Below are 18,758 nucleotides of genomic sequence, written 5' to 3' on the forward strand. Positions count from 1 at the left end.
AAGGCAGAACGGTCGGGGTGACGCGGGCGACCTACTGGCGGAAATGGAACTGCAGCTCGGCCCCTTCGATGCCGCTGTTGCGCTCCAGCTCATTGGAGATGACCCGCCCGCTGAGCTGGAACGGCTGCTGCACGTTCTCCTTCTCGGCGAACATCGGCGGCAGCAGGCCACTCTCCGACTTGGCGGTGGCCTTCTGCTTGGCTTCGGGCTCGAGGCTTTGCACCAGTTCGCGGGGCAGGCTCAGGTCCAGCTTGGGTTTGGCCAGCGTGACTTCCTCGACGGGCGTGTCTGCGGGCGTACCCTTCGCCTTGCCTTTGGATTTGACCACCGGCGCGGCCGGCGCAGGTGCCTGCGGCGCCGGCTTGGCTGCGGAGGTGTCGGCCACCACGGGCTTGGTCGCCACCGGCGGCGGCAGTTCCTTGCGCGGCGCGGCAGGTTCGACCTGGGTGACGGGCTTCGGCCTGGCAGGCTCGTTCGGCGGCCCGGCCGGCTTGTCGCCGCTGTCACAGGCGGCGAGCAGAAGCGCCAGGCAAAGGGTGGTCATTCGCGAAATCATGGCATCTATTCTATAGCGCTGAGGCCAGCCCAAGGGTTGACCCGATGGGCAATTTCCTACAACAGGCTCACGGCATCCTGGCACAGCTGAGTCGCTAGCAGGCCCAAGGTTATGAACGCCCGCTCGGCCTCGCGGTTCCACGGAATTCCGCAGTTCAGACGGACGCAATGGTTGAACTGCTCGGTGTTGCTGAAGATCAACCCGGGCGCGATGCTGATGCCCTGCTGCAATGCCCGGACCTGCAGTTCCTTGGTATTCACCCGCGCCGGCAGACTGACCCAGAGGATGAAGCCGCCGTTGGGCCGGGTGATCTGCGTACCCTCCGGGAAATGCTGCTGCACCGCGAGCTGGAACGCACTGAGGTTCTTTCGGTACTCCTGGCGTATGTAACGCAGATGACGGTCATAGCCGCCGTTTTCAAGGTAGGCGGCGACCGCCATCTGCGTGACGCTGCAGGCCGAATGGGTGGTGAACGTCTGCAGCCGCTGGATATCGTTCTGGTATTTGCCGGCTACTATCCAGCCGATTCGCACGCCCGGCGACAGGGTCTTGGAAAAGCTCGAACAGTAGATCACCCGCCCGTGCCGGTCATGGGCCTTGAGTGCCTTCACCCCGCCCTGCTCGAACATCAGCTCGCCGTAGATATCGTCTTCGATGATCTGGATATCGAACTCGTTGGCCAGGCGCAGCAGTTGCTTCTGGCGGTCCTCCGGAATCGTTCCGCCTAGCGGATTGCTCAACCGCGCGGTGAGCACCAGCGCCTTGATCGGCCACTGGTTGGCGGCCAGTTGCAATGCCTCGAGACTGATCCCGGTGGTCGGATCGCTGGGGATCTCGATGACCTTGAGGCCGAGCAGGTCGGCCAGTTGCAGCAGACCGTAATAGGTCGGCGACTCGGTAGCGATCAGGTCGCCCGGCTGGGTCAGCACGCGCAGCGACATCTGCAGGGCATCGACGCAGCCGTGGGTGATCACCACTTCCGACGGGTCGACCACCACGCCGGCATCGCGCATGCGGATCGCTACCTGCCGGCGCAGCGGCTCGAAGCCCGGGCTGAACATGTAGCTGAATGCCCGCGGGCTCTGGAACCGGGTGACCTTGGCCAGCTGCTGGTGCAACGCGCGCACGGGCAGGTAATCCACGTGCGGCACCGCCGCTCCGAATGGAAACACGCCTTCGCGGCGCGACTCGGTGAGTACCTGGTTGATGATGCTCGCCCGCGTGACCAGCCCGGGCAACTCGACGCGGGCGATGTCCGGCGTCGGCGCGGTCAGCGCCGGCGTCTGGTGCACGTAGTACCCGGACTGCGGACGCGCGCGGATCAGTCCCTGGTCTTCCAGATTGGCATAGGCCTGCAGGACGGTCGCGTGGCTGACGCTGAGCTGCGAACTCATCTTGCGCACCGAGGGCACACGCTCGCCTGGCTGGTAGACACCACGGCGGATGTCCTCGGCCAGTTGCTGGGCGATGCGCTGGTAAAGCAGGAGGTTGGTCATGGCGGCGGTCCGTAGCGTGCGTAACAGTGTCGTGATAGTCCGATGTGCACCGGCACAGTTACCTCATTCTGCTGTCCGTTTCACAATTGCGCCAGCCTGCTGGTTCGTTAGCCCATAAAAAAACCCGGCGCTCGAGATGAACGCCGGGTTGGGCTCCGCGGCCACTCAGCGTTCGTCGCTGAGGTGCCCCTGCTCGTCGGAGAAGACGATCTCCACGCGGCGGTTCTGCGCACGGCCGATGGAGGACGCATTCTCCGCGACCGGATACGCCTCGCCGAGCGCCTGCACGCGCATGCGCTTGGCGTCCACGCCGAGGTCTTCGAGCATGTCGGCCACCGACTGGGCCCGCGCGCGGGAAAGCTCCAGGTTCATCTTGGCGTCGCCGCGGGCATCGCTGTAGCCCTCGATGCGCACGATCCGACGCGGGTTGAGTTGCAGGAACTGCGCGAGCTTGAGCACGGTGCGGTTGGCCGAAGCCTTCAGCTCCGAGTGGCCGGTGTCGAACAGCACGTCGCCCAGCGTCATCACCAGCCCACGGTCGGTATTGCTGGTCAGGACGCTAGCCATCTGCGCATCGAGCAGTGCGCCCTGCTGCTGCACGCTGAGCAACTTGGCCTCGCGCAGCGTCAGTTGCAGGCGTTGACGCTCGAGTTCCAGGGCAGCCAGGCGCTCGTTGTTCTGGGTCAGCTTGCCGTGCTCGGTGGCGATCGCGCTGTAGCGCTGGCTCAGGTAGGCGAAGTGAACGACATCGTCGTCGCTCCCCGAATAGCTGGACAAGCGGTCGGCACGCGCCAGCGACTCGCCTGCGCGAATCACATCCTTGGGCGCCGCGTGCAACACCTCGGCGTTGTCCTTCACCGCATCGAACGCGGCATGCGCCTGTTCCAGCGCCTGCTGAGCCTGAGGCGAGGTGGCGCAACCGGCAAGAGCAAGAAGGCAGACACCTCCCGCCGCAGCGAGAAAACGGCTCATTGCTGCTCTCCCAGTTGCTTGCGCAGGCGGTTCAGCTTGCCGTGCAGGTCGGCCAACTGAGCCTCGCTCTTGCTGGTCAGCACCCGCGCCTCGGCAAGCCGTGCGTCCAGTTCGGCCTGCTCGGCCAGAACCCGCGCGCGCTTGTAGTCCTGGTCGGCGATGGCGCTCTGGGCGGCAGCCAGCTTGGTCTCGGCAAGCACCAGTTCGTCCATCTGTTCGACGGCACCGACGGCCTTGGCCTGGGCCACGGCCTGTTCGGTCAGGCGAATCTGTTCGGCGGGGATGGGATCGGTGGCGCAACCGGCGAGAAACATGAACGCCACGCCGGCGGCGAATAAGCGATTACTCAAAACGGATTCCTATGGAGTCGATTCACTGGCCGTCTGGGCGTTTTCCTGCTCCCAGCGCTCGAGATTGCTCTGCAGCAGGGTCTGCGGCAGACCGGCAGCGCTCAATTCTGTCATTTTCTTCGCCAGTTGTCCGCGCAACCAGGGCTCGTTGCAGGCCGAATCGTGGGACAGCGTGAGAAACAGCCCCTCGCTGGAAACCGGTGGAGACAGCACTTCGAGCTGGTCGGCGATGTTCATCTTGCGCGCCAGCGCGAGCCCCGGGTACTGCTCGTAGATCACGTAATCGCTGCGCTCGAGCAGCAGCATCTGGAAGGCCTGGTTCAGGCTCGGCACCGTTTCCAGCTGCAGGTTTTCCTGGGCGAAGGTATCGAATGCCTGGCCGAAGCTGTTGTTCACCAGGGTTCGCCCGCTGTGGCCACGCAAATCGTCCCAGGCACTGTAGGGGAACGTCTCGCCTTGACGAATCCACACCACGCTGGGGGTCTCGTAAATGGCCGGATGGATGTAGTCCATGGTGTCCAGCCGCGCCGAGGTCAGGAAGGCCCCGGCGAGAAGATCGACGCGCCCGGTACGCACTTCATCCTGAGCACGTGACCAGGGGCCGGTGTAGATCACATCGATCGTGACCCCGAGTTCCTTGCCAATGTGCTTGAGCAGATCGGCGTTGGCCCCGACCAATTGCTTGGGGTTCTTCGGGTCGCGCCACAGGTAAGGCGGATATTCGGGGTTGCCGGTAGCGACCAGACGCTCGCATTTGCCGGCGGCCATGAGCCAATTTGGAACAAGAGCGAATCCCAACAGCAACGATGTAAACCAGGCGTATCTGCCCATGCTGGATCTCGGCCGATAGTCAAAAACGGTCTGTCGTAACGGGACGCCCTACCGCCTATCCGCCGCTACGCTATCCGTCCTTGTACAAAATCCACGGCCCCATGAACAGGAAATAATGACAATTCGGTGATCTGGGCACATTCCGCGCCCACAAAAAAGCCCGCTCGAAAGCGGGCTTTTTCAGATCGGGCGTCGGATTAGAGCTGCTTTTCCAGCTCCGGCACGGCCTCGAACAGATCCGCCACCAGACCGTAATCGGCCACCTGGAAGATCGGTGCTTCTTCATCCTTGTTGATCGCGACGATCACCTTGGAGTCCTTCATGCCGGCCAGGTGCTGGATCGCACCGGAGATACCGACGGCGATGTACAGCTGCGGCGCGACGATCTTGCCGGTCTGGCCGACCTGCATGTCGTTCGGCACGAAGCCGGCGTCGACCGCGGCGCGCGATGCACCCACGGCGGCGCCGAGCTTGTCGGCCAGCGAGTACAGGTGGCTGAAGTTGTCGCCGTTCTGCATGCCGCGACCGCCAGATACGACGATCTTCGCGGCCGTCAGCTCAGGACGGTCGGATTTGGCGAGTTCCTCACCGACGAAGGACGAAACGCCTGCATCGTGGGCAGCACCGACAGCCTCGACGCTGGCCGAACCGCCTTCTGCGGCGACGGCGTCGAAACCGGTGGCACGTACTGTGATGACCTTCACCGAGGCGCTCGATTGCACGGTGGCGATGGCGTTACCGGCATAGATCGGGCGCTTGAAGGTGTCAGCCGATTCGACTGCCACGATCTCGGAGATCTGGTCGACATCCAGCTTGGCGGCGACGCGCGGCATGATGTTCTTGCCGTTGGCGGTGGCGGCGCTGAGCACGTGGCTGTAGCCACTCGCCAGCTCGACGACCAGCGGGGCGACGTTTTCCGGCAGTTGATGCGCGTAGGCCGCGTTGTCGGCAACCAGCACCTTGCTCACACCGGCAATCTTCGCGGCGGCAGCGGCCACGTCGGCAACGCCGTCGCCGGCGACCAGCACGTGGATGTCGCCACCGATCTTGGCGGCGGCGGCAACGGTATTCAGGGTCGAGGGCGCAACGGCGGTGTTGGCCTGCCCGACGGTGACGTAGTCAGCGATAACCAAGATCGTCATTTAGATTACCTTCGCTTCGTTCTTCAGTTTTTCGACCAGTTCAGCCACCGACTTGACCTTGATACCGGCGCTGCGTACGGCAGGCGCTTCGACTTTCAGGGTCTTGTTGGTGGAAACCACGGATACACCCAGCGCATCGGGCGTCAGGGTTTCCAGCGGCTTCTTCTTGGCTTTCATGATGTTCGGCAACGAGGCGTAACGCGGCTCGTTGAGGCGCAGGTCGGTGGTGACGATCGCCGGCAGGTTCAGAGCGACGGTCTGCAGACCGTCATCGATTTCGCGGGTAACGTTGACCTTGTCGCCGGAGACTTCGACCTTGGAGGCGAAGGTGCCCTGACCGTAGCCGGTCAGCGCCGCTAGCATCTGGCCGGTCTGGTTGTTGTCGCTGTCGATCGCCTGCTTGCCGAGGATCACCAGTTGAGGCTGCTCCTTGTCGACCACGGCCTTGAGCAGCTTGGCCACGGCCAGCGAGGTCAGTTCTTCGCTCGACTCGACCAGCACGGCGCGGTCGGCACCCAGTGCCAGTGCGGTGCGCAGCTGTTCCTGTGCGGCGCTCGGGCCGATGCTGACGACCACTATCTCGGTGGCCACGCCCTTCTCCTTCAGGCGAACCGCTTCTTCCACGGCAATTTCGCAGAAGGGGTTCATCGACATCTTCACGTTCGCAAGGTCAACGCCGGAGTTGTCCGCTTTGACGCGAACCTTGACGTTGTAGTCAACCACTCGTTTGACAGCTACAAGAACCTTCATGGATTCCTCGTTGTTCTCCGGTGAAAAAGAAACCCGTCAGACAGGCCTGATGGGCATTGCATGTCGGCCGGGACCGACTGTCGAACTGTACGTCAACCGCAAAATGGCTCGTATCTTGACCGTATCGCCCAATCGGGTCAATACGAGGAAAAGATCCCAAAACAGCCGCCAAAGCCTATTCTATCAGGCTTTGCGCAGATTCAAACAAACGTTTGTATTGGACCCGCACGAGGGTGTGGATATAATGCGCGCAGCTCTGGTCAGGGAAAGACCGGCACCATCATAAAACCGAAGAGCCTTGATTAGGAGATAGCTGTGGAACGCGAATACATGGAATTCGACGTCGTCATCGTAGGCGCTGGCCCTGCTGGTCTGTCCGCCGCCTGTCGATTGAAGCAAAAGGCCGCCGAAGCGGGCCAGGAAATCAGCGTCTGCGTGGTCGAGAAAGGTTCCGAGGTCGGCGCCCACATTCTATCTGGCGCCGTGTTCGAGCCGCGCGCCCTGAACGAACTCTTTCCCGACTGGAAAGCGCTCGGCGCACCGCTCAACACGCCGGTGAAGCGCGACGACATCTATCTGCTGAATAGCGCAGACAAAGCCACCAAGGTCCCGAACTTCTTCGTGCCCAAGCCGATGCACAACGAAGGCAACTACATCATTTCCCTCGGCAACCTGTGCCGCTGGCTGGCCCAGCAGGCGGAGAACCTCGGCGTCGAAATCTATCCGGGCTTCGCCGCCCAGGAAGCGCTGATCGACGAGAGCGGCATCGTCCGCGGCATCGTCACCGGCGATCTCGGCGTCGATCGCGAAGGCCATCCGAAAGAAGGCGTGTTCACCCCCGGCATGGAGCTGCGCGGCAAGTACACGCTGTTCGCCGAGGGCTGCCGCGGTCATATCGGCAAACAGCTGGGCAAGCGCTACAACCTGGCCAAGGATGCCGACCCGCAGCACTACGGCATCGGCATCAAGGAACTCTGGGAAATCGACCCGGCCAAGCACGAGCAAGGCCTGGTGGTACACACCTCCGGCTGGCCGCTGAACAAGGAAAACCCGGGCGGTTCGTTCCTCTATCACCTGGAGAACAACCAGGTCGTCGTCGGGCTGATCGTCGACCTCGCCTACAGCAACCCGCACCTGTCGCCGTTCGACGAGTTCCAGCGCTACAAGCACCACCCGGTGATCAAGCAGTACCTGGAAGGAGGCAAGCGCATTTCCTACGGCGCACGCGCGCTGGTCAAGGGCGGCTACAACTCGCTACCGAAGATGGTCTTCCCCGGCGGCGCGCTGATCGGCTGCGACCTCGGCACACTCAACGCGGCCAAGATCAAGGGCAGCCACACCGCGATGAAGTCCGGCATGCTCGCCGCCGAAGCCATCGCCGAGGCGCTCGCCGCCGGTCGCGAGGCCGATGAGCTGAACAACTACGTGGACGGTTTCAAGGCCAGCTGGCTGCATGACGAGCTGTACCAGACCCGCAACTTCGGCCCGGCGATGCACAAGTTCGGCCCGCTGCTCGGCCCGGCGTTCAGCTTCGTCGAGTACAACCTGCTCGGTGGCAAGTTGCCGTTGACCCTGCACGACACGCGCATGGATCACACCTGCCTGAAGAAAGCCGCGGAAGCCGAGAAGATCAGCTACCCGAAACCGGACGGCAAGATCAGCTTCGACAAGCTCTCCTCGGTATTCCTCTCCAGCACCAACCACGAAGAGGATCAGCCGATCCACCTGAAACTGACCGATCCGAGCATTCCGATCGGCCAGAACCTCCCGCTGTACGACGAACCGGCCCAGCGTTACTGCCCGGCAGGCGTCTATGAGGTGGTGACTCAGGAAGATGGCGAGAAGCGCTTCCAGATCAACGCGCAGAACTGCGTCCACTGCAAGACCTGCGATATCAAGGACCCGGCGCAGAACATCACCTGGGTCGCCCCGGAAGGCACCGGCGGGCCGAACTACCCCAACATGTGAGTAATGAAAAAGGCCCCTCGGGGCCTTTTTTGTGGGGTGCGGAAAAGCGCGGGCATCAAGCCGGCAGCCGTCCGATGGGGAAGAAAACGCCGCTGCTCCAGACACCCAGCCAGCACTCGCCATCCTGATCGCGCGGCACCGCCAGCTCGACCATCTGGTAGAAGACATTGCGGTGAATCAGCGCATCGAGGTTGCCGCGCACCCGCAGATAAGGCGCAGGTTCCGCGGTGTCCTTGTCGAGCATCACCCGGATCGGATGCTCTTCACCGGCCACGATTTCATCATCGACATTGCTCATGAAGCGCAGTACCTGGCGCTCGCCCTCGCCTTCCACCTGCAACGTCAGCGCCACGAACGGCGCGTCGTCCACCCTGATGCCGACCTTTTCCACGGGCGTGATCAGAAAATAATCGTCGCCATCGCGCCGGATGATGGTGGAGAAGAGCTTGACCATTGGCTTTCGCCCGATCGGTGTTCCCAAGTAGTACCAGGTGCCGTCCCGGGCGATGCGCATGTCGATGTCGCCGCAGAAGTCGGGGTTCCACAAGTGCACGGGCGGCAGGCCTTTCTTTTCCCCCTTGGGGATCTGCGCCAGAAGATCGTTGGCCTTGCCTGATTCGCTCATGCTCACCTCGTGTTCAGCCCCAGCAGACGCTGGGCATAGTCGCGCAGCGGCGGCGCCAGCAGGTCTTCCGGGCGTTGATCGTAGAACGTCAGAAAACCGCCCCGGTTGCGGATGCGTGCAGTGTCCACCAGGAAATTGGTGCTGGTCTCGACCAGCATCAGCTGGATGACCCCACGATCGGTGCCCAGGCGGTCGAGCGCCTCCTGGTCCTCCCACTCCTCCACCGTGCCTATGCGGTCGTCGGCGCTGGCGAAACGGGCGTACAGCAGGTAATGCGCGCCGAAGCTGCGCGCCTCGGCCATCGCCTCGTCCAGCCCGAGCGGACCACGTGCGCGGCGAACCATCGGAAAATACTCGACGAAACCGTTGAAGGCTTCCTCGGCGACGACGTTGGGTCGCGGGTAGGCGCTACCGGGCGGAATGAAATACCCCTGGGCGATATAAATGAAGGAGTCGGGTTGCAGACGCCGGTTGTTCGCCCGCTCGGTGGCACTGTGATCGAGGATGCCGGCGTCGGCCAGTTGATAGCGGGTGCCCTCGGCCATGTCGCTGACCTTCATGCAGCCGCTCAGGCAAAGCAGCACCAACCACGGAATCATGGGTCGCATCGAATCTTCTCCTGGCGCCGGCGACGGGAAACCGGCGGATGGACGGTCAATGCAGCTTCCGCGCCATCACTACAACGGACCGAACATGCGGGGAGAAATTCAGCGGACGAGTGGCCGCGCCACCCGCAGGAACCGCCCGCAGCCCTCAGGCAGCGGGCGTATCGCCGTCGCGCTTGCGCTTGTTGCCCATGCGCACGCCGATGTCCATGAGGAACTGGAAGAAGCCTTCCTGATCCTCCAGCACATTGCTCCAGAACGGCGAGTGGTAGAGCGCGACCGCGCCGTGCACCAGCGCCCAGGCGGCGCAATAGTGGAAATACGGCGGCACGTTCTCCAACTTGCCCTCGGCGATACGGCCTTCGATCAGGCGGGTCAGACGCTGGAAGTTCGAGGCGCGGATCTTGTGCAGCTCCTCGATCATTTCCGGCACCTGGTTGCCCTTGACGACCTTCTCCTCGAGCCGGTCGAACAGCCGGTAGCGCTGCGGATCGCGCATGCGGAACTCGAAGTAGGCGCGCGACAGCGCTTCCTTGTCGTTGTCGAGCTTGTCCGAGTGGAACAGCTCGTTGAGGTCGCGCTCGTAGTCGAGCATCAGGCGCAGGTAAATCTCCGCCTTCGACTTGAAGTGCTTGTAGATCGTGCCTTTGCCGATACCGACTGCGTCGGCGATCATCTCGACAGTGACGCTGTCTTCACCTTGCTCGAGGAACAGCTTGAGCGCGGTGTCGAGGATCTCCTGCTCACGGCGGCGGAATTCTCGGACCTTACGGGGTTCTTTCTGCATAGGAAGACTAAGGTGAAAATCGAAGCGGGATATTATGCCCAACCGGCCGCAAATTGCACGGAACATCCATCATGTATGCCTTTCAAGACGAGTTCCCGCAGGCTTTGGGTCTGCGTTATCTGAATCACGCCGCGGTGGCCCCCTGGCCAAAACGCGCGAGCCTGGCGATAAGCGCCTTCGCCGAAGAGAACGCCACGCACGGCGCGCGTGACTACCCGCAATGGCTGGACGTGGAACACCGCCTGCGCGAACGCCTGCGACGCCTGCTTAACGCGCCCGGCATCGCGGATATCGCGCTGGTGAAGAACACCTCCGAGGCGCTGTCGTTCGTGGCCTTCGGCCTCGACTGGCGCAGCGGCGACCAGGTGATCATCAGCGACGAGGAGTTTCCGTCCAACCGCGTCGTCTGGGAGGCGCTCAAGCCGCAGGGTGTCGAGGTGATCCAGGTCAGACTGGTCGGCAAGGACCCCGAAGCCGCGCTGCTCGCCGCCTGCGGACCACGAACGCGACTGATGGCCATCAGTGCGGTGCAATACGCCAGCGGACTGCGCCTGGACCTGCCGCGCCTGGGCCAGGGCTGCCAGCAGAACGGCGTGCTCCTTTGCATCGACGCTATCCAGCAACTGGGCGCCCTGCCCTTCGATGTCCAGGCCAGCCACTGCGCCTTCGCCATGGCTGACGGACACAAGTGGATGCTCGGTCCGGAAGGCCTCGGCGTGTTCTATTGCCGCCGCGATCTGCGCGACCAGCTGAAGCTGCACGAATACGGCTGGCACATGCTGGAGCACGCTGGCGACTACGACCGTGTCGACTGGGAACCGGCACGCAGCGCACGCCGCTTCGAATGCGGCAGCCCGAACATGCTCGGCGCCATGGGCCTGGAAGCCAGCCTGTCGTTGCTCGAAGAGGTCGGCATGGACGCGGTGGGCAAGGCGCTGGAAGAGCGCGTGCAATGGCTGCAGGAAGGGCTGCAGGCAATTCCCGGCGTCCGCCTGCACAGCCCGCTGAACCCGGCCCGCCGCGCCGGAATCCTGACCTTCAGCCTGAACGGCTGCGACAACGCCGCCCTGTTCGACCATCTGAAACAGCATCAGGTGGTTTGCGCCCAGCGAGGCGCCGGCATTCGCTTGTCGCCGCACTTCTACACCGAAACGCGGGTAATCGAGGAGACCCTGAACGTGCTGCGTCAGAAGGTAGAGGGGTGAGTGCTCAGCAAACGCAGCGGTATTCCAAATCTGTTTAAAAAACGATCAGCATTCGCTGGACGCCACGCCGCCCTGGTCAATAATCCATTCACCGGATGCGGCGTTTTCCCCCGAACGTCGAACGGCCAGGCGCCGTGGACCGCGCGTCCTGATGCAACTCCTAAATGGTCTTGACCCGGATTCACCCCCAGAACCCGGGTTTTTTTTGCCTGCTCAGAGCCGCGCGAGCGGGAACAGCCGCTTGAAGTTGGCCGTGGTCTGCTCGGCCAGCGTGTCAAAGCCGACCCCGCGCAGCTCGGCGAGGAACTCCGCCACTTCACGTACGTATTGCGGCAGGTTGGGCTTGCCGCGATGGGGGATCGGTGCGAGGTAAGGCGAATCAGTTTCCACCAGCAGGCGATCCGCTGGCACCTGCCGCGCCACTTCGCGCAGTGCGTCGGCGTTGCGGAAGGTGACGATGCCCGACAGCGAGATGTAGAACCCGATATCCAGCGCCGCCTTGGCCATTTCCCAGTCCTCGGTGAAGCAGTGCAGCACGCCGGCTTGGGGCAGCGCCGCCTCGCGCAGCAGCGCGAGGGTGTCCGCCCGCGCTTCGCGGGTATGCACGATGACCGGCTTGCTGGTGATCTGCGCCGCCCGCAGGTGCAGACGGAATGCCTGCCGCTGCACCTCGGCCGCCTCCGGTTCGTAGTGATAGTCCAGACCGGTCTCGCCGATGGCGGCGACGCGCGGATGCTCGAGCTCGGCCAACAGCCAGTCGAGAGCCGGCGCGGCGCCGGGCTGAAGGTCCAGCGGATGCACGCCAACCGAACAGTGCACATCGGCATACCGCTCGGCCAGCGCCTTCACGGCCGCGGCGTTGTCCGCGCTCACGCCGATGCAGAGGAAATGTCCGACGCCGCGCGCGCGCGCCGCCTCCAGCGCGGCATCGAGAGAGCCGCCGTGGGCAGCCAGGTCGAGGCGATCGAGGTGGCAATGGGAGTCGACGAGCATGGCAAATCTACGAGGATGAGGAAGGTATGGCGGGCGCCAACGGGTTGGGTCACATCGTGTGGGTCGGGCGATCGGACTTCAACGCGCCGGCGAGGTAGGTCTCGATCTTGTTGCGGGCGGTGTTGTCACCCTCGTTGAACTGCACGCCTACACCGGCGGCGCGGTTGCCCTGGGCACCCTTCGGCGTGATCCAGACCACCTTACCGGCCACCGGAATCTTCTCAGGCTCGTCCATCAGGTTCAGCAGCATGAACACTTCGTCACCGAGCTTGTAGCTCTTGTTGGTGGGGATGAACAGACCGCCGTTCCGGATGAAGGGCATGTAGGCGGCATACAGCACGGATTTGTCCTTGATGGTCAGGGACAGGATTCCGTTACGCGGACCCAGGTTCGGTGGCAGGCTCATGCGGTATCCCAATGCGGTAGTTGACGCGATTCTAGCCCGGCCCAGGCAGGCTTGCCCACTGCACGAGGAGAGCCTCGAGAAGCAGCACACGGTTCAGATTGGCTTTGCCGAGAACCTTCTGCCGCTGCGCCAACAGCCAGTCCTGCATCGACAACAGTTTGCCCTGCGGAGTTTTGTCCGCCAGATACTGGACGACCTTGCGCATGTCCGCCGGCCCGAGCCCGTCTTCATCACGGGTCAGTTGATAGCGCAGCATCAGCTGCGCCCACTGATGGAACCAGTCGAACAGCAGTTGCAGCGGTACGGCGTTCCAGCCTTCGGCCAACTGGCTGGCGCCCTGCTGCTGCTTGAGCAGCTTCTTCACCCCATCGACGACCTGCGCGCGTAGCTCGAGCACACCCTGCCCATGCAGGCGCTTAGCCGCCAGCGGCGAGCCGCCGGCCAGCTCGAGCAGCTCGGCGAGCATCTCCGGCGTCGCCTCCGGAAGGTTGGCGGAGAGCCAGGCCAGACTCTGCTCGGCACTCGGCAGCGGGCAGGCCTGCTGTACGCAGCGACTCCTGACGGTGGGCAGCAGGCGGCTGGGCTGATGGCTGATCAGCAGCAGCACGGTGTTCCCCGAGGGCTCCTCGAGGCTCTTGAGCAGCGCGTTGGCGGCGTTGAGGTTCATCGCCTCGACGGGCTCGACGAGGATCACCTTGCGCCCGCCGAGTTGCGCCGTCTGCACCACGAATGACACCAGCTCACGCACCTGGTCGACCTTGATCGGCTTGTCGGCCTCTTCGGGCTCCAGCACGAAATTGTCCGGGTGGGTGCCTGCCGCCAACAGATGGCAGGCCTTGCATTGACCACAGGCATCGGCGCCCTGCGGTTGCAGGCAGAGCAGCCGGGCCATCAGCCGCTCGGCGAAGGCGCGCTTGCCGATTCCGGCCGGGCCGTGCAGCAGATAGGCGTGAGCATGCTGGCTGCGCGTGGCCATCTGCTGCCAGAGCGCGGCCTGCCACGGAAAGGCTTCAGCCACGGGCGAACTCCAGCAACTCGGGCAGCAGCCCATCGAGCGCGCGCTGTACGGCGTCCAGCGGCTGCGCCGCATCGACGATGCGGTAGCGCGCCGGCACGGCGGCGGCGCGGGTGAGATAGGCCTGGCGCACCGCTTCGAAGAAGCCACGGCCCTCCTGCTCGAAGCGATCGAGACGGCCACGCGCGGCAGCGCGCGACAGGCCGATTTCCACAGGCAGGTCGAAGATCAGCGTCAGCTGCGGGCGCAGGTCGCCCTGGACGAACGCCTCGAGTTCGGCAATACGCGCCGTGGACAAGCCGCGACCGCCGCCCTGGTAGGCGTAGGTGGCATCGGTGAATCGATCGCAGAGCACCACGCAACCACGCGCCAGCGCCGGACGGATGACCTCGGCCAGATGCTGCGCGCGAGCGGCGAACACCAGCAGCAGCTCGGTATCGGCCGCCATGGGCTCGTCGCTAGGTGCCAGCAACAGCTCGCGAATGCGCTCGGCCAGCGGTGTGCCGCCCGGCTCGCGGGTCAGCAGCACTTCGACGCCGCTCGCCCGCAGGCGCCCGGCGAGGTACTCGCGATTGGTGCTCTTGCCGGCGCCTTCCGGGCCTTCCAGGGTGACGAACAGGCCGCTCACGGGGCTTCCTTCTGCTGGGATTGCGGGGGAACGGGAATCGGCGCCGGACTGGAACGGTAATCGGCGCGGCGCTTTAACTGGTACTCGCGCACCGCACGGTTGTGCGACTCCAGGTCGTCGGAGAACAGGTGGCTGCCGTCGCCCCGGGCGACGAAGTACAGGCTGCTACCGGGCTCCGGATGCAGGGCGGCGTGGATCGCCTCGCGGCCGACCAGAGAGATCGGCGTCGGCGGCAGCCCGGCGACCATGTAGGTGTTGTAGGGATTGGCCTCGCGCAGGTGGGCGCGCGTCAGCTTGCCGTTGTAGCGCTCGCCCAGGCCATAGATCACGGTCGGATCGGTCTGCAGCAGCATGCCCAGACCCAGGCGGCGGATGAACACGCCGGCGATCTGCCCGCGTTCGGATGGCACGCCGGTTTCCTTCTCCACCAGCGAGGCCATGATCAGCGCCTGGTAGGCGTCGGCGTACGGCAAGCCTTCGGCGCGCTGCGCCCATTCCTCGTCGAGCACCTGTTGCAGGCGCTGCCTGGCCTGCTTCAGCAGGTCGATGTCCTTGGTGCCGCGCACGTAGCGATAGGTGTCCGGGAAGAAGCGCCCTTCAGGATGTGCGCCAGATTCGCCCAGGCGCGCCATCAGCTCGCGGTCGTCCACGCCGGCGAGGGTCTGCTCCAGCTTGGTCTGTTTCTCCAGCGCCTGGCGCACCTGATGGAAATTCCAGCCCTCCACCAGCGTCAGGCTGTACTGAACGACCTCACCGTGCTGCCACAGGCGAAGCAGATCCGCGGCGCTCATGTTCGGCGTGAGACGGTACTCGCCGCTGTGCAGGCTCTGCCCGGACAGATTGAAACGCCAGTAGAGGCGAAGCCAGAACGAATCGCGCAGCACGGCTTCGCTCTCCAGCTCACCCAGCAGGCCACCTGGCGTGCTGCCAGTGGGCACCTCGAGCAGGCGCTCCTCGGCGAGGGCCAGCGGCTGCTGCAGCGCCTCGCGTTGCCGCCAGGCGCAGAAACCCAGCGCAAGACCGCCGAGCAATACGCCAACCTCGAGCAGAATCAACAATTTGCGTATCACGAATCAGAAATCCAGAAGCGTGCGGAGGATGCCCTGCAGTTTACGGGTGAGCGCCCCGGCGGGCCAGACATGTCCCTCCAGACGGCGCACGGGCCAGATTCCATAAAGGCTATTGCAGAGAAACACTTCGTCGGTAGCGAGCAACTCGTCGTAATCGACATCCCGGATCTCAACCAAGATCTGCTGTTCCGCCGCCTGCTCTAGCAGCCAGGCCCGCATCACCCCGGCGACACCGCAGCGGCTCAGCTCGGCGGTAATCAATCGGCCCTCGCGGACCAGGAACAGGTTGCTGAAAACCCCCTCCACCACCCGTCCCGACATGTCCCGCATCAGCCCCTCGGCATAGCGCGGCTCCTGCCACTCGCCACGGGCGATGACCTGCTCGAGCCGGTTCAGGTGCTTCATACCGGCCAGCAATGGCTGCTCGGCGAGGCGCGTGCGACAGGGAAACAGTTCGACGCCCTGAGAGACGTTGGCTGGCGCATAGGATGGCCAGGGACTGCCGAACAACAACCGGCGCGGCGTGGCCGCGCCAAGCGGCGCATAACCGCGGGCACCGTCGCCGCGGGTGACGACCAGCTTGGCGACGCCCTCACCCAACTGCGTGGCGAAAGCCAACAGCTCGGCGCGCAGCAGCGCCTGGTCGAGGGGGATGGACAGCCGTCGGCAGCCGTCGGCCAGCCGCGCCAGATGATGTTCGAGCAGCCGTGGGCGGGCGCTGCGCACGGCGATGGTCTCGAAAAGCCCATCACCGTAGGCGAGGCCGCGATCCAGACTGGACAGCGTCTCGCTGGGTCGACCGTCGACCCAGCGGAGCATCAGTCGGCGAACCGGCTGAACACCAGCGAACCGTTGGTGCCGCCGAAACCGAAGGAGTTGGTCAGTACGACGTCGATCGGCCGCGCCTTGGCCTGGTTCGCCACGAAATCGAGGTCGCAGCCCTCGTCCGGTTCCTCCAGGTTGATGGTTGGCGGCGCGACCTGGTCGCGGATCGCCAGCACGCTGAAGATCGCCTCGACCGCGCCCGCCGCACCCAGCAGGTGACCGGTCATGGACTTGGTCGAACTGACCGACAGCGCGTAGGCGTGATCGCCGAAGACGCTCTTGATCGCCATCGCCTCGGCGAGATCGCCAGCCGGCGTGGAAGTGCCGTGGGCATTGATGTACTGCACCTGTTCCGGATTCAGCGAAGCGTCGCGCAGCGCGTTGCGGATGCAGCGGGCGGCACCGGCGCCATCATCGGGCGGCGAAGTCATGTGGTAGGCGTCGCCACTCATGCCGAAGCCGACCAGCTCGGCATAGATGGTCGCGCCGCGCGCCTTGGCATGCTCGAGTTCTTCCAGCACCAGCGCGCCGGCACCGTCGGACAGCACGAAGCCGTCCCGGCCCTTGTCCCAGGGACGGCTGGCGCGCTGCGGATCGTCATTGCGCGTGGACAGCGCCCGCGCGGCGGCGAACCCGCCGATGCCCAGGCCGCTGGCGGCCATTTCCGAGCCGCCGGCGATCATTACGTCGGCTTCGCCATAGGCGATGTTCCGCGCGGCCATGCCGATGCAATGGGTGCCAGTGGTACAAGCCGTGGCGATGGCGTAGTTCGGCCCCTGGATACCCAGATGGATGGACAGGAAGCCGGACACCATGTTGATGATCGACCCGGGCACGAAGAACGGCGAAATGCGCCGCGGCCCCTGCTCGATCAGCGATTTGCAGTTGTTCTCGATGTTGGTCAGGCCGCCGATACCGGAGCCCATGGCCACGCCGATGCGCTCACGATTGGCATCGGTGACCTCCAGCCCGGAATCGCGAACCGCCTGGAAGCTGGCGGCCAGTCCGTACTGGATGAACAGGTCGATCTTGCGAGCTTCCTTGGCCGAGAGGTATTCCTCGACATTGAAATTCCTCACCGAGCCCCCGAAACGGGTGCTGTAGGCGGAAAGGTCCATGTGCTCGATGGGAGCGATGCCACTGCGGCCGGCGAGAATTCCCTCCCAGCTGCTCGGCACATCGGTCCCCAGCGGCGACAACATACCCACACCGGTGACCACGACGCGTCTGCGCGACACTGCTATATCCTCTTCTTATCGTGCGCCCTGGAATGGCGCTTAAAGAAAAGCCGCACGCCCCGAAAGGCAGTGCGGCTTTTCCCAGTCGGAAAGTCGACGATTACGAGATCACTGCGCGTGCGCGTTGATGTAATCGATGGCTTCCTGAACAGTGGTGATCTTCTCAGCTTGCTCGTCCGGGATCTCGGTCTCGAATTCCTCTTCCAGAGCCATCACCAGCTCGACGGTGTCAAGAGAGTCCGCGCCCAGGTCTTCGACGAAGGAAGCACTGTTGGTCACTTCCTCTTCTTTGACGCCGAGTTGCTCAGCGACGATTTTCTTGACGCGTTCTTCGATGGTGCTCATGTTTTGTTTTCACTCCTAGTGGACAAGTCCCGGCAGCTGGGCTGCGGGTAAGTGTATAGAAAGGGTTTTCCGCTTTTCAAGCTGAACGCCACCGACCTTCCCTGAGCCGTACGACGCCGCCTATTCTACCAGCGATAATTGGGAGCGGATTCTAGACCGTTCCTGTGACAGATTCCTTAAGGATTCCGTCACATTAGCTCATGTACATGCCGCCGTTGACCGGAATGGTCGCACCGGTGACATAGGACGCGCCATCCGACGCAAGGAAAGCCACGACCTTGGCGATTTCCTCGGCTTGCCCCAGACGGCCCAGCGGAATCTGTCCAAGCAACGCATCACGTTGCGCTTCCGGCAATTCACGGGTCATGTCGGTATCGATGAAGCCCGGCGCTACCGCATTGACGGTAATCGCCCGCGAACCAACTTCACGCGCCAGCGCGCGACCAAACCCCTCGAGACCGGCTTTGGCTGCGGCATAGTTGGCCTGGCCACCGTTGCCCATGGCGCCGACGACCGAACCGATATTGATGATACGGCCCCAACGCGCCTTGGTCATACCGCGCAGAACGGCCTTGGACAGACGGAACAGGCTGTTGAGGTTGGTATTAATGACCTCGAACCACTCATCGTCTTTCATGCGCAACATCAGGTTATCACGCGTGATCCCTGCGTTATTGACGAGGATCGATGGTTGACCGAGATGCTGCTGGATGTGCTCCAGGGTACTCGAGACCGACTCGCTGTCGGTCACGTCGAGGACTAGGCCAGCCCCTTCGATGCCGTTCTGCTTTAGGGTTTCAGCGATACGTTCGGCGCCGGCGGGCGTCGTGGCAGTGCCGATGACGATCGCACCCTGGCGACCCAATTCGAGGGCGATGGCCTGGCCGATACCGCGACTCGCGCCGGTGACCAGCGCCACCTTACCTTGCAAACTCATACTCTTCTCCATGC

At 63.8% G+C, this 18,758-nt stretch carries 21 protein-coding genes; 2 read left to right on the top strand and 19 right to left on the bottom strand.

Features of this window, described 5'->3' with window-relative positions:
- Positions 1–31: 31 nt before the first annotated feature.
- From BLV15_RS18815 to BLV15_RS18845, 7 genes are all read right to left on the bottom strand, one after another.
- Positions 32–544, bottom strand: coding sequence for a hypothetical protein (locus BLV15_RS18815; RefSeq protein WP_245728229.1), 513 nt, complete (start codon positions 542–544; stop codon positions 32–34).
- A gap of 68 nt (positions 545–612) precedes the next feature.
- Positions 613–2,052: an aminotransferase-like domain-containing protein gene (locus BLV15_RS18820; RefSeq protein WP_090231243.1), complete on the bottom strand. Its 1,440-nt coding sequence runs from the start codon at positions 2,050–2,052 to the stop codon at positions 613–615.
- Between the two features lie 165 nt (positions 2,053–2,217).
- Positions 2,218–3,024 carry an OmpA family protein gene (locus BLV15_RS18825; RefSeq protein ID WP_090231244.1) on the bottom strand — a complete coding sequence of 269 codons (807 nt, stop codon included), beginning with the start codon at positions 3,022–3,024 and terminating at the stop codon, positions 2,218–2,220.
- Positions 3,021–3,338, bottom strand: a complete 318-nt coding sequence (locus tag BLV15_RS18830; protein WP_090231350.1) for a DUF4398 domain-containing protein — start codon at positions 3,336–3,338, stop codon at positions 3,021–3,023. The genes BLV15_RS18825 and BLV15_RS18830 overlap by 4 nt, the downstream gene beginning before the upstream one ends.
- A gap of 45 nt (positions 3,339–3,383) precedes the next feature.
- Positions 3,384–4,205, bottom strand: a complete 822-nt coding sequence (locus BLV15_RS18835; protein WP_090231245.1) for a substrate-binding periplasmic protein — start codon at positions 4,203–4,205, stop codon at positions 3,384–3,386.
- 197 nt (positions 4,206–4,402) lie between these two features.
- Positions 4,403–5,347, bottom strand: a complete 945-nt coding sequence (locus BLV15_RS18840) for an electron transfer flavoprotein subunit alpha/FixB family protein (protein WP_090231246.1) — start codon at positions 5,345–5,347, stop codon at positions 4,403–4,405.
- Positions 5,348–6,097: an electron transfer flavoprotein subunit beta/FixA family protein gene (locus BLV15_RS18845; protein ID WP_090231247.1), complete on the bottom strand. Its 750-nt coding sequence runs from the start codon at positions 6,095–6,097 to the stop codon at positions 5,348–5,350.
- A gap of 315 nt (positions 6,098–6,412) precedes the next feature.
- On the opposite strand from BLV15_RS18845, the gene BLV15_RS18850 reads away from it, so the two are divergent.
- Positions 6,413–8,065: an electron transfer flavoprotein-ubiquinone oxidoreductase gene (locus BLV15_RS18850; protein ID WP_090231248.1), complete on the top strand. Its 1,653-nt coding sequence runs from the start codon at positions 6,413–6,415 to the stop codon at positions 8,063–8,065.
- 55 nt (positions 8,066–8,120) lie between these two features.
- On the opposite strand, the gene BLV15_RS18855 is transcribed toward BLV15_RS18850, so the two are convergent.
- From BLV15_RS18855 to BLV15_RS18865, 3 genes are all read right to left on the bottom strand, one after another.
- A complete protein-coding gene (locus BLV15_RS18855) occupies positions 8,121–8,690 on the bottom strand; it encodes a DUF1285 domain-containing protein (protein WP_090231249.1) in 570 nt (189 codons plus the stop codon).
- A 2-nt stretch (positions 8,691–8,692) separates the two neighbouring features.
- Complete coding sequence (locus BLV15_RS18860) at positions 8,693–9,298, bottom strand: DUF4823 domain-containing protein (protein WP_090231250.1); 606 nt, start codon at positions 9,296–9,298, stop codon at positions 8,693–8,695.
- Positions 9,299–9,443: 145 nt separating this feature from the next.
- Positions 9,444–10,082, bottom strand: coding sequence for a TetR/AcrR family transcriptional regulator (locus BLV15_RS18865; protein WP_090231251.1), 639 nt, complete (start codon positions 10,080–10,082; stop codon positions 9,444–9,446).
- A gap of 71 nt (positions 10,083–10,153) precedes the next feature.
- Between BLV15_RS18865 and BLV15_RS18870 the strand changes: the two genes are divergently transcribed.
- Positions 10,154–11,287 (top strand): aminotransferase class V-fold PLP-dependent enzyme, encoded by a 1,134-nt coding sequence (locus BLV15_RS18870; protein WP_090231252.1) that lies wholly within the window; start codon positions 10,154–10,156, stop codon positions 11,285–11,287.
- Between the two features lie 213 nt (positions 11,288–11,500).
- Here the strand turns inward: BLV15_RS18870 and BLV15_RS18875 are convergent, their stop codons facing one another.
- From BLV15_RS18875 to fabG, 9 genes are all read right to left on the bottom strand, one after another.
- Positions 11,501–12,280: a TatD family hydrolase gene (locus tag BLV15_RS18875; RefSeq protein WP_090231253.1), complete on the bottom strand. Its 780-nt coding sequence runs from the start codon at positions 12,278–12,280 to the stop codon at positions 11,501–11,503.
- A gap of 49 nt (positions 12,281–12,329) precedes the next feature.
- Positions 12,330–12,686, bottom strand: a complete 357-nt coding sequence (locus BLV15_RS18880; protein WP_090231254.1) for a PilZ domain-containing protein — start codon at positions 12,684–12,686, stop codon at positions 12,330–12,332.
- A gap of 31 nt (positions 12,687–12,717) precedes the next feature.
- A complete protein-coding gene (locus tag BLV15_RS18885; protein WP_090231255.1) occupies positions 12,718–13,704 on the bottom strand; it encodes a DNA polymerase III subunit delta' in 987 nt (328 codons plus the stop codon).
- Entirely contained in the window at positions 13,697–14,329 is a 633-nt protein-coding gene (tmk, locus tag BLV15_RS18890; RefSeq protein ID WP_090231256.1) for a dTMP kinase, read from the bottom strand. Before tmk ends, BLV15_RS18885 begins: the two co-directional genes overlap by 8 nt.
- A complete protein-coding gene (gene mltG / locus BLV15_RS18895; protein ID WP_090231351.1) occupies positions 14,326–15,396 on the bottom strand; it encodes an endolytic transglycosylase MltG in 1,071 nt (356 codons plus the stop codon). The genes tmk and mltG overlap by 4 nt, the downstream gene beginning before the upstream one ends.
- A gap of 6 nt (positions 15,397–15,402) precedes the next feature.
- Positions 15,403–16,218: an aminodeoxychorismate lyase gene (pabC, locus tag BLV15_RS18900; RefSeq protein WP_090231257.1), complete on the bottom strand. Its 816-nt coding sequence runs from the start codon at positions 16,216–16,218 to the stop codon at positions 15,403–15,405.
- The gene (gene fabF, locus BLV15_RS18905) at positions 16,218–17,462 is read right to left on the bottom strand and encodes a beta-ketoacyl-ACP synthase II (protein WP_090231258.1); all 1,245 of its coding nucleotides are present in this window, start codon (positions 17,460–17,462) and stop codon (positions 16,218–16,220) included. Before fabF ends, pabC begins: the two co-directional genes overlap by 1 nt.
- A gap of 108 nt (positions 17,463–17,570) precedes the next feature.
- On the bottom strand, positions 17,571–17,807 hold the full coding sequence (gene acpP / locus BLV15_RS18910) for an acyl carrier protein (RefSeq protein WP_003283670.1): 237 nt from the start codon (positions 17,805–17,807) through the stop codon (positions 17,571–17,573).
- Positions 17,808–18,000: 193 nt separating this feature from the next.
- On the bottom strand, positions 18,001–18,744 hold the full coding sequence (fabG, locus tag BLV15_RS18915) for a 3-oxoacyl-ACP reductase FabG (protein ID WP_090231259.1): 744 nt from the start codon (positions 18,742–18,744) through the stop codon (positions 18,001–18,003).
- Positions 18,745–18,758 lie beyond the last annotated feature (14 nt).

The sequence above is a fragment of the Pseudomonas kuykendallii genome (genome assembly GCF_900106975.1).
Classification (GTDB): Bacteria; Pseudomonadota; Gammaproteobacteria; order Pseudomonadales; family Pseudomonadaceae; genus Pseudomonas_O; species Pseudomonas_O kuykendallii.

Bases quoted from the DNA above. Each gene is read 5' to 3' on its own strand.
- BLV15_RS18845 (WP_090231247.1), bottom strand. From the start codon at position 6,097: ATGAAGGTTCTTGTAGCTGTCAAACGAGTGGTTGACTACAACGTCAAG.
- BLV15_RS18865 (WP_090231251.1), bottom strand. From the start codon at position 10,082: ATGCAGAAAGAACCCCGTAAGGTCCGAGAATTCCGCCGCCGTGAGCAG.
- fabG (WP_090231259.1), bottom strand. From the start codon at position 18,744: ATGAGTTTGCAAGGTAAGGTGGCGCTGGTCACCGGCGCGAGTCGCGGT.
- BLV15_RS18825 (WP_090231244.1), bottom strand. From the start codon at position 3,024: ATGAGCCGTTTTCTCGCTGCGGCGGGAGGTGTCTGCCTTCTTGCTCTT.
- BLV15_RS18870 (WP_090231252.1), top strand. From the start codon at position 10,154: ATGTATGCCTTTCAAGACGAGTTCCCGCAGGCTTTGGGTCTGCGTTAT.
- BLV15_RS18875 (WP_090231253.1), bottom strand. From the start codon at position 12,280: ATGCTCGTCGACTCCCATTGCCACCTCGATCGCCTCGACCTGGCTGCC.
- BLV15_RS18815 (WP_245728229.1), bottom strand. From the start codon at position 544: ATGACCACCCTTTGCCTGGCGCTTCTGCTCGCCGCCTGTGACAGCGGC.
- BLV15_RS18820 (WP_090231243.1), bottom strand. From the start codon at position 2,052: ATGACCAACCTCCTGCTTTACCAGCGCATCGCCCAGCAACTGGCCGAG.
- pabC (WP_090231257.1), bottom strand. From the start codon at position 16,218: ATGCTCCGCTGGGTCGACGGTCGACCCAGCGAGACGCTGTCCAGTCTG.
- BLV15_RS18840 (WP_090231246.1), bottom strand. From the start codon at position 5,347: ATGACGATCTTGGTTATCGCTGACTACGTCACCGTCGGGCAGGCCAAC.
- acpP (WP_003283670.1), bottom strand. From the start codon at position 17,807: ATGAGCACCATCGAAGAACGCGTCAAGAAAATCGTCGCTGAGCAACTC.
- BLV15_RS18860 (WP_090231250.1), bottom strand. From the start codon at position 9,298: ATGCGACCCATGATTCCGTGGTTGGTGCTGCTTTGCCTGAGCGGCTGC.
- BLV15_RS18880 (WP_090231254.1), bottom strand. From the start codon at position 12,686: ATGAGCCTGCCACCGAACCTGGGTCCGCGTAACGGAATCCTGTCCCTG.
- BLV15_RS18855 (WP_090231249.1), bottom strand. From the start codon at position 8,690: ATGAGCGAATCAGGCAAGGCCAACGATCTTCTGGCGCAGATCCCCAAG.
- BLV15_RS18830 (WP_090231350.1), bottom strand. From the start codon at position 3,338: ATGTTTCTCGCCGGTTGCGCCACCGATCCCATCCCCGCCGAACAGATT.
- BLV15_RS18835 (WP_090231245.1), bottom strand. From the start codon at position 4,205: ATGGGCAGATACGCCTGGTTTACATCGTTGCTGTTGGGATTCGCTCTT.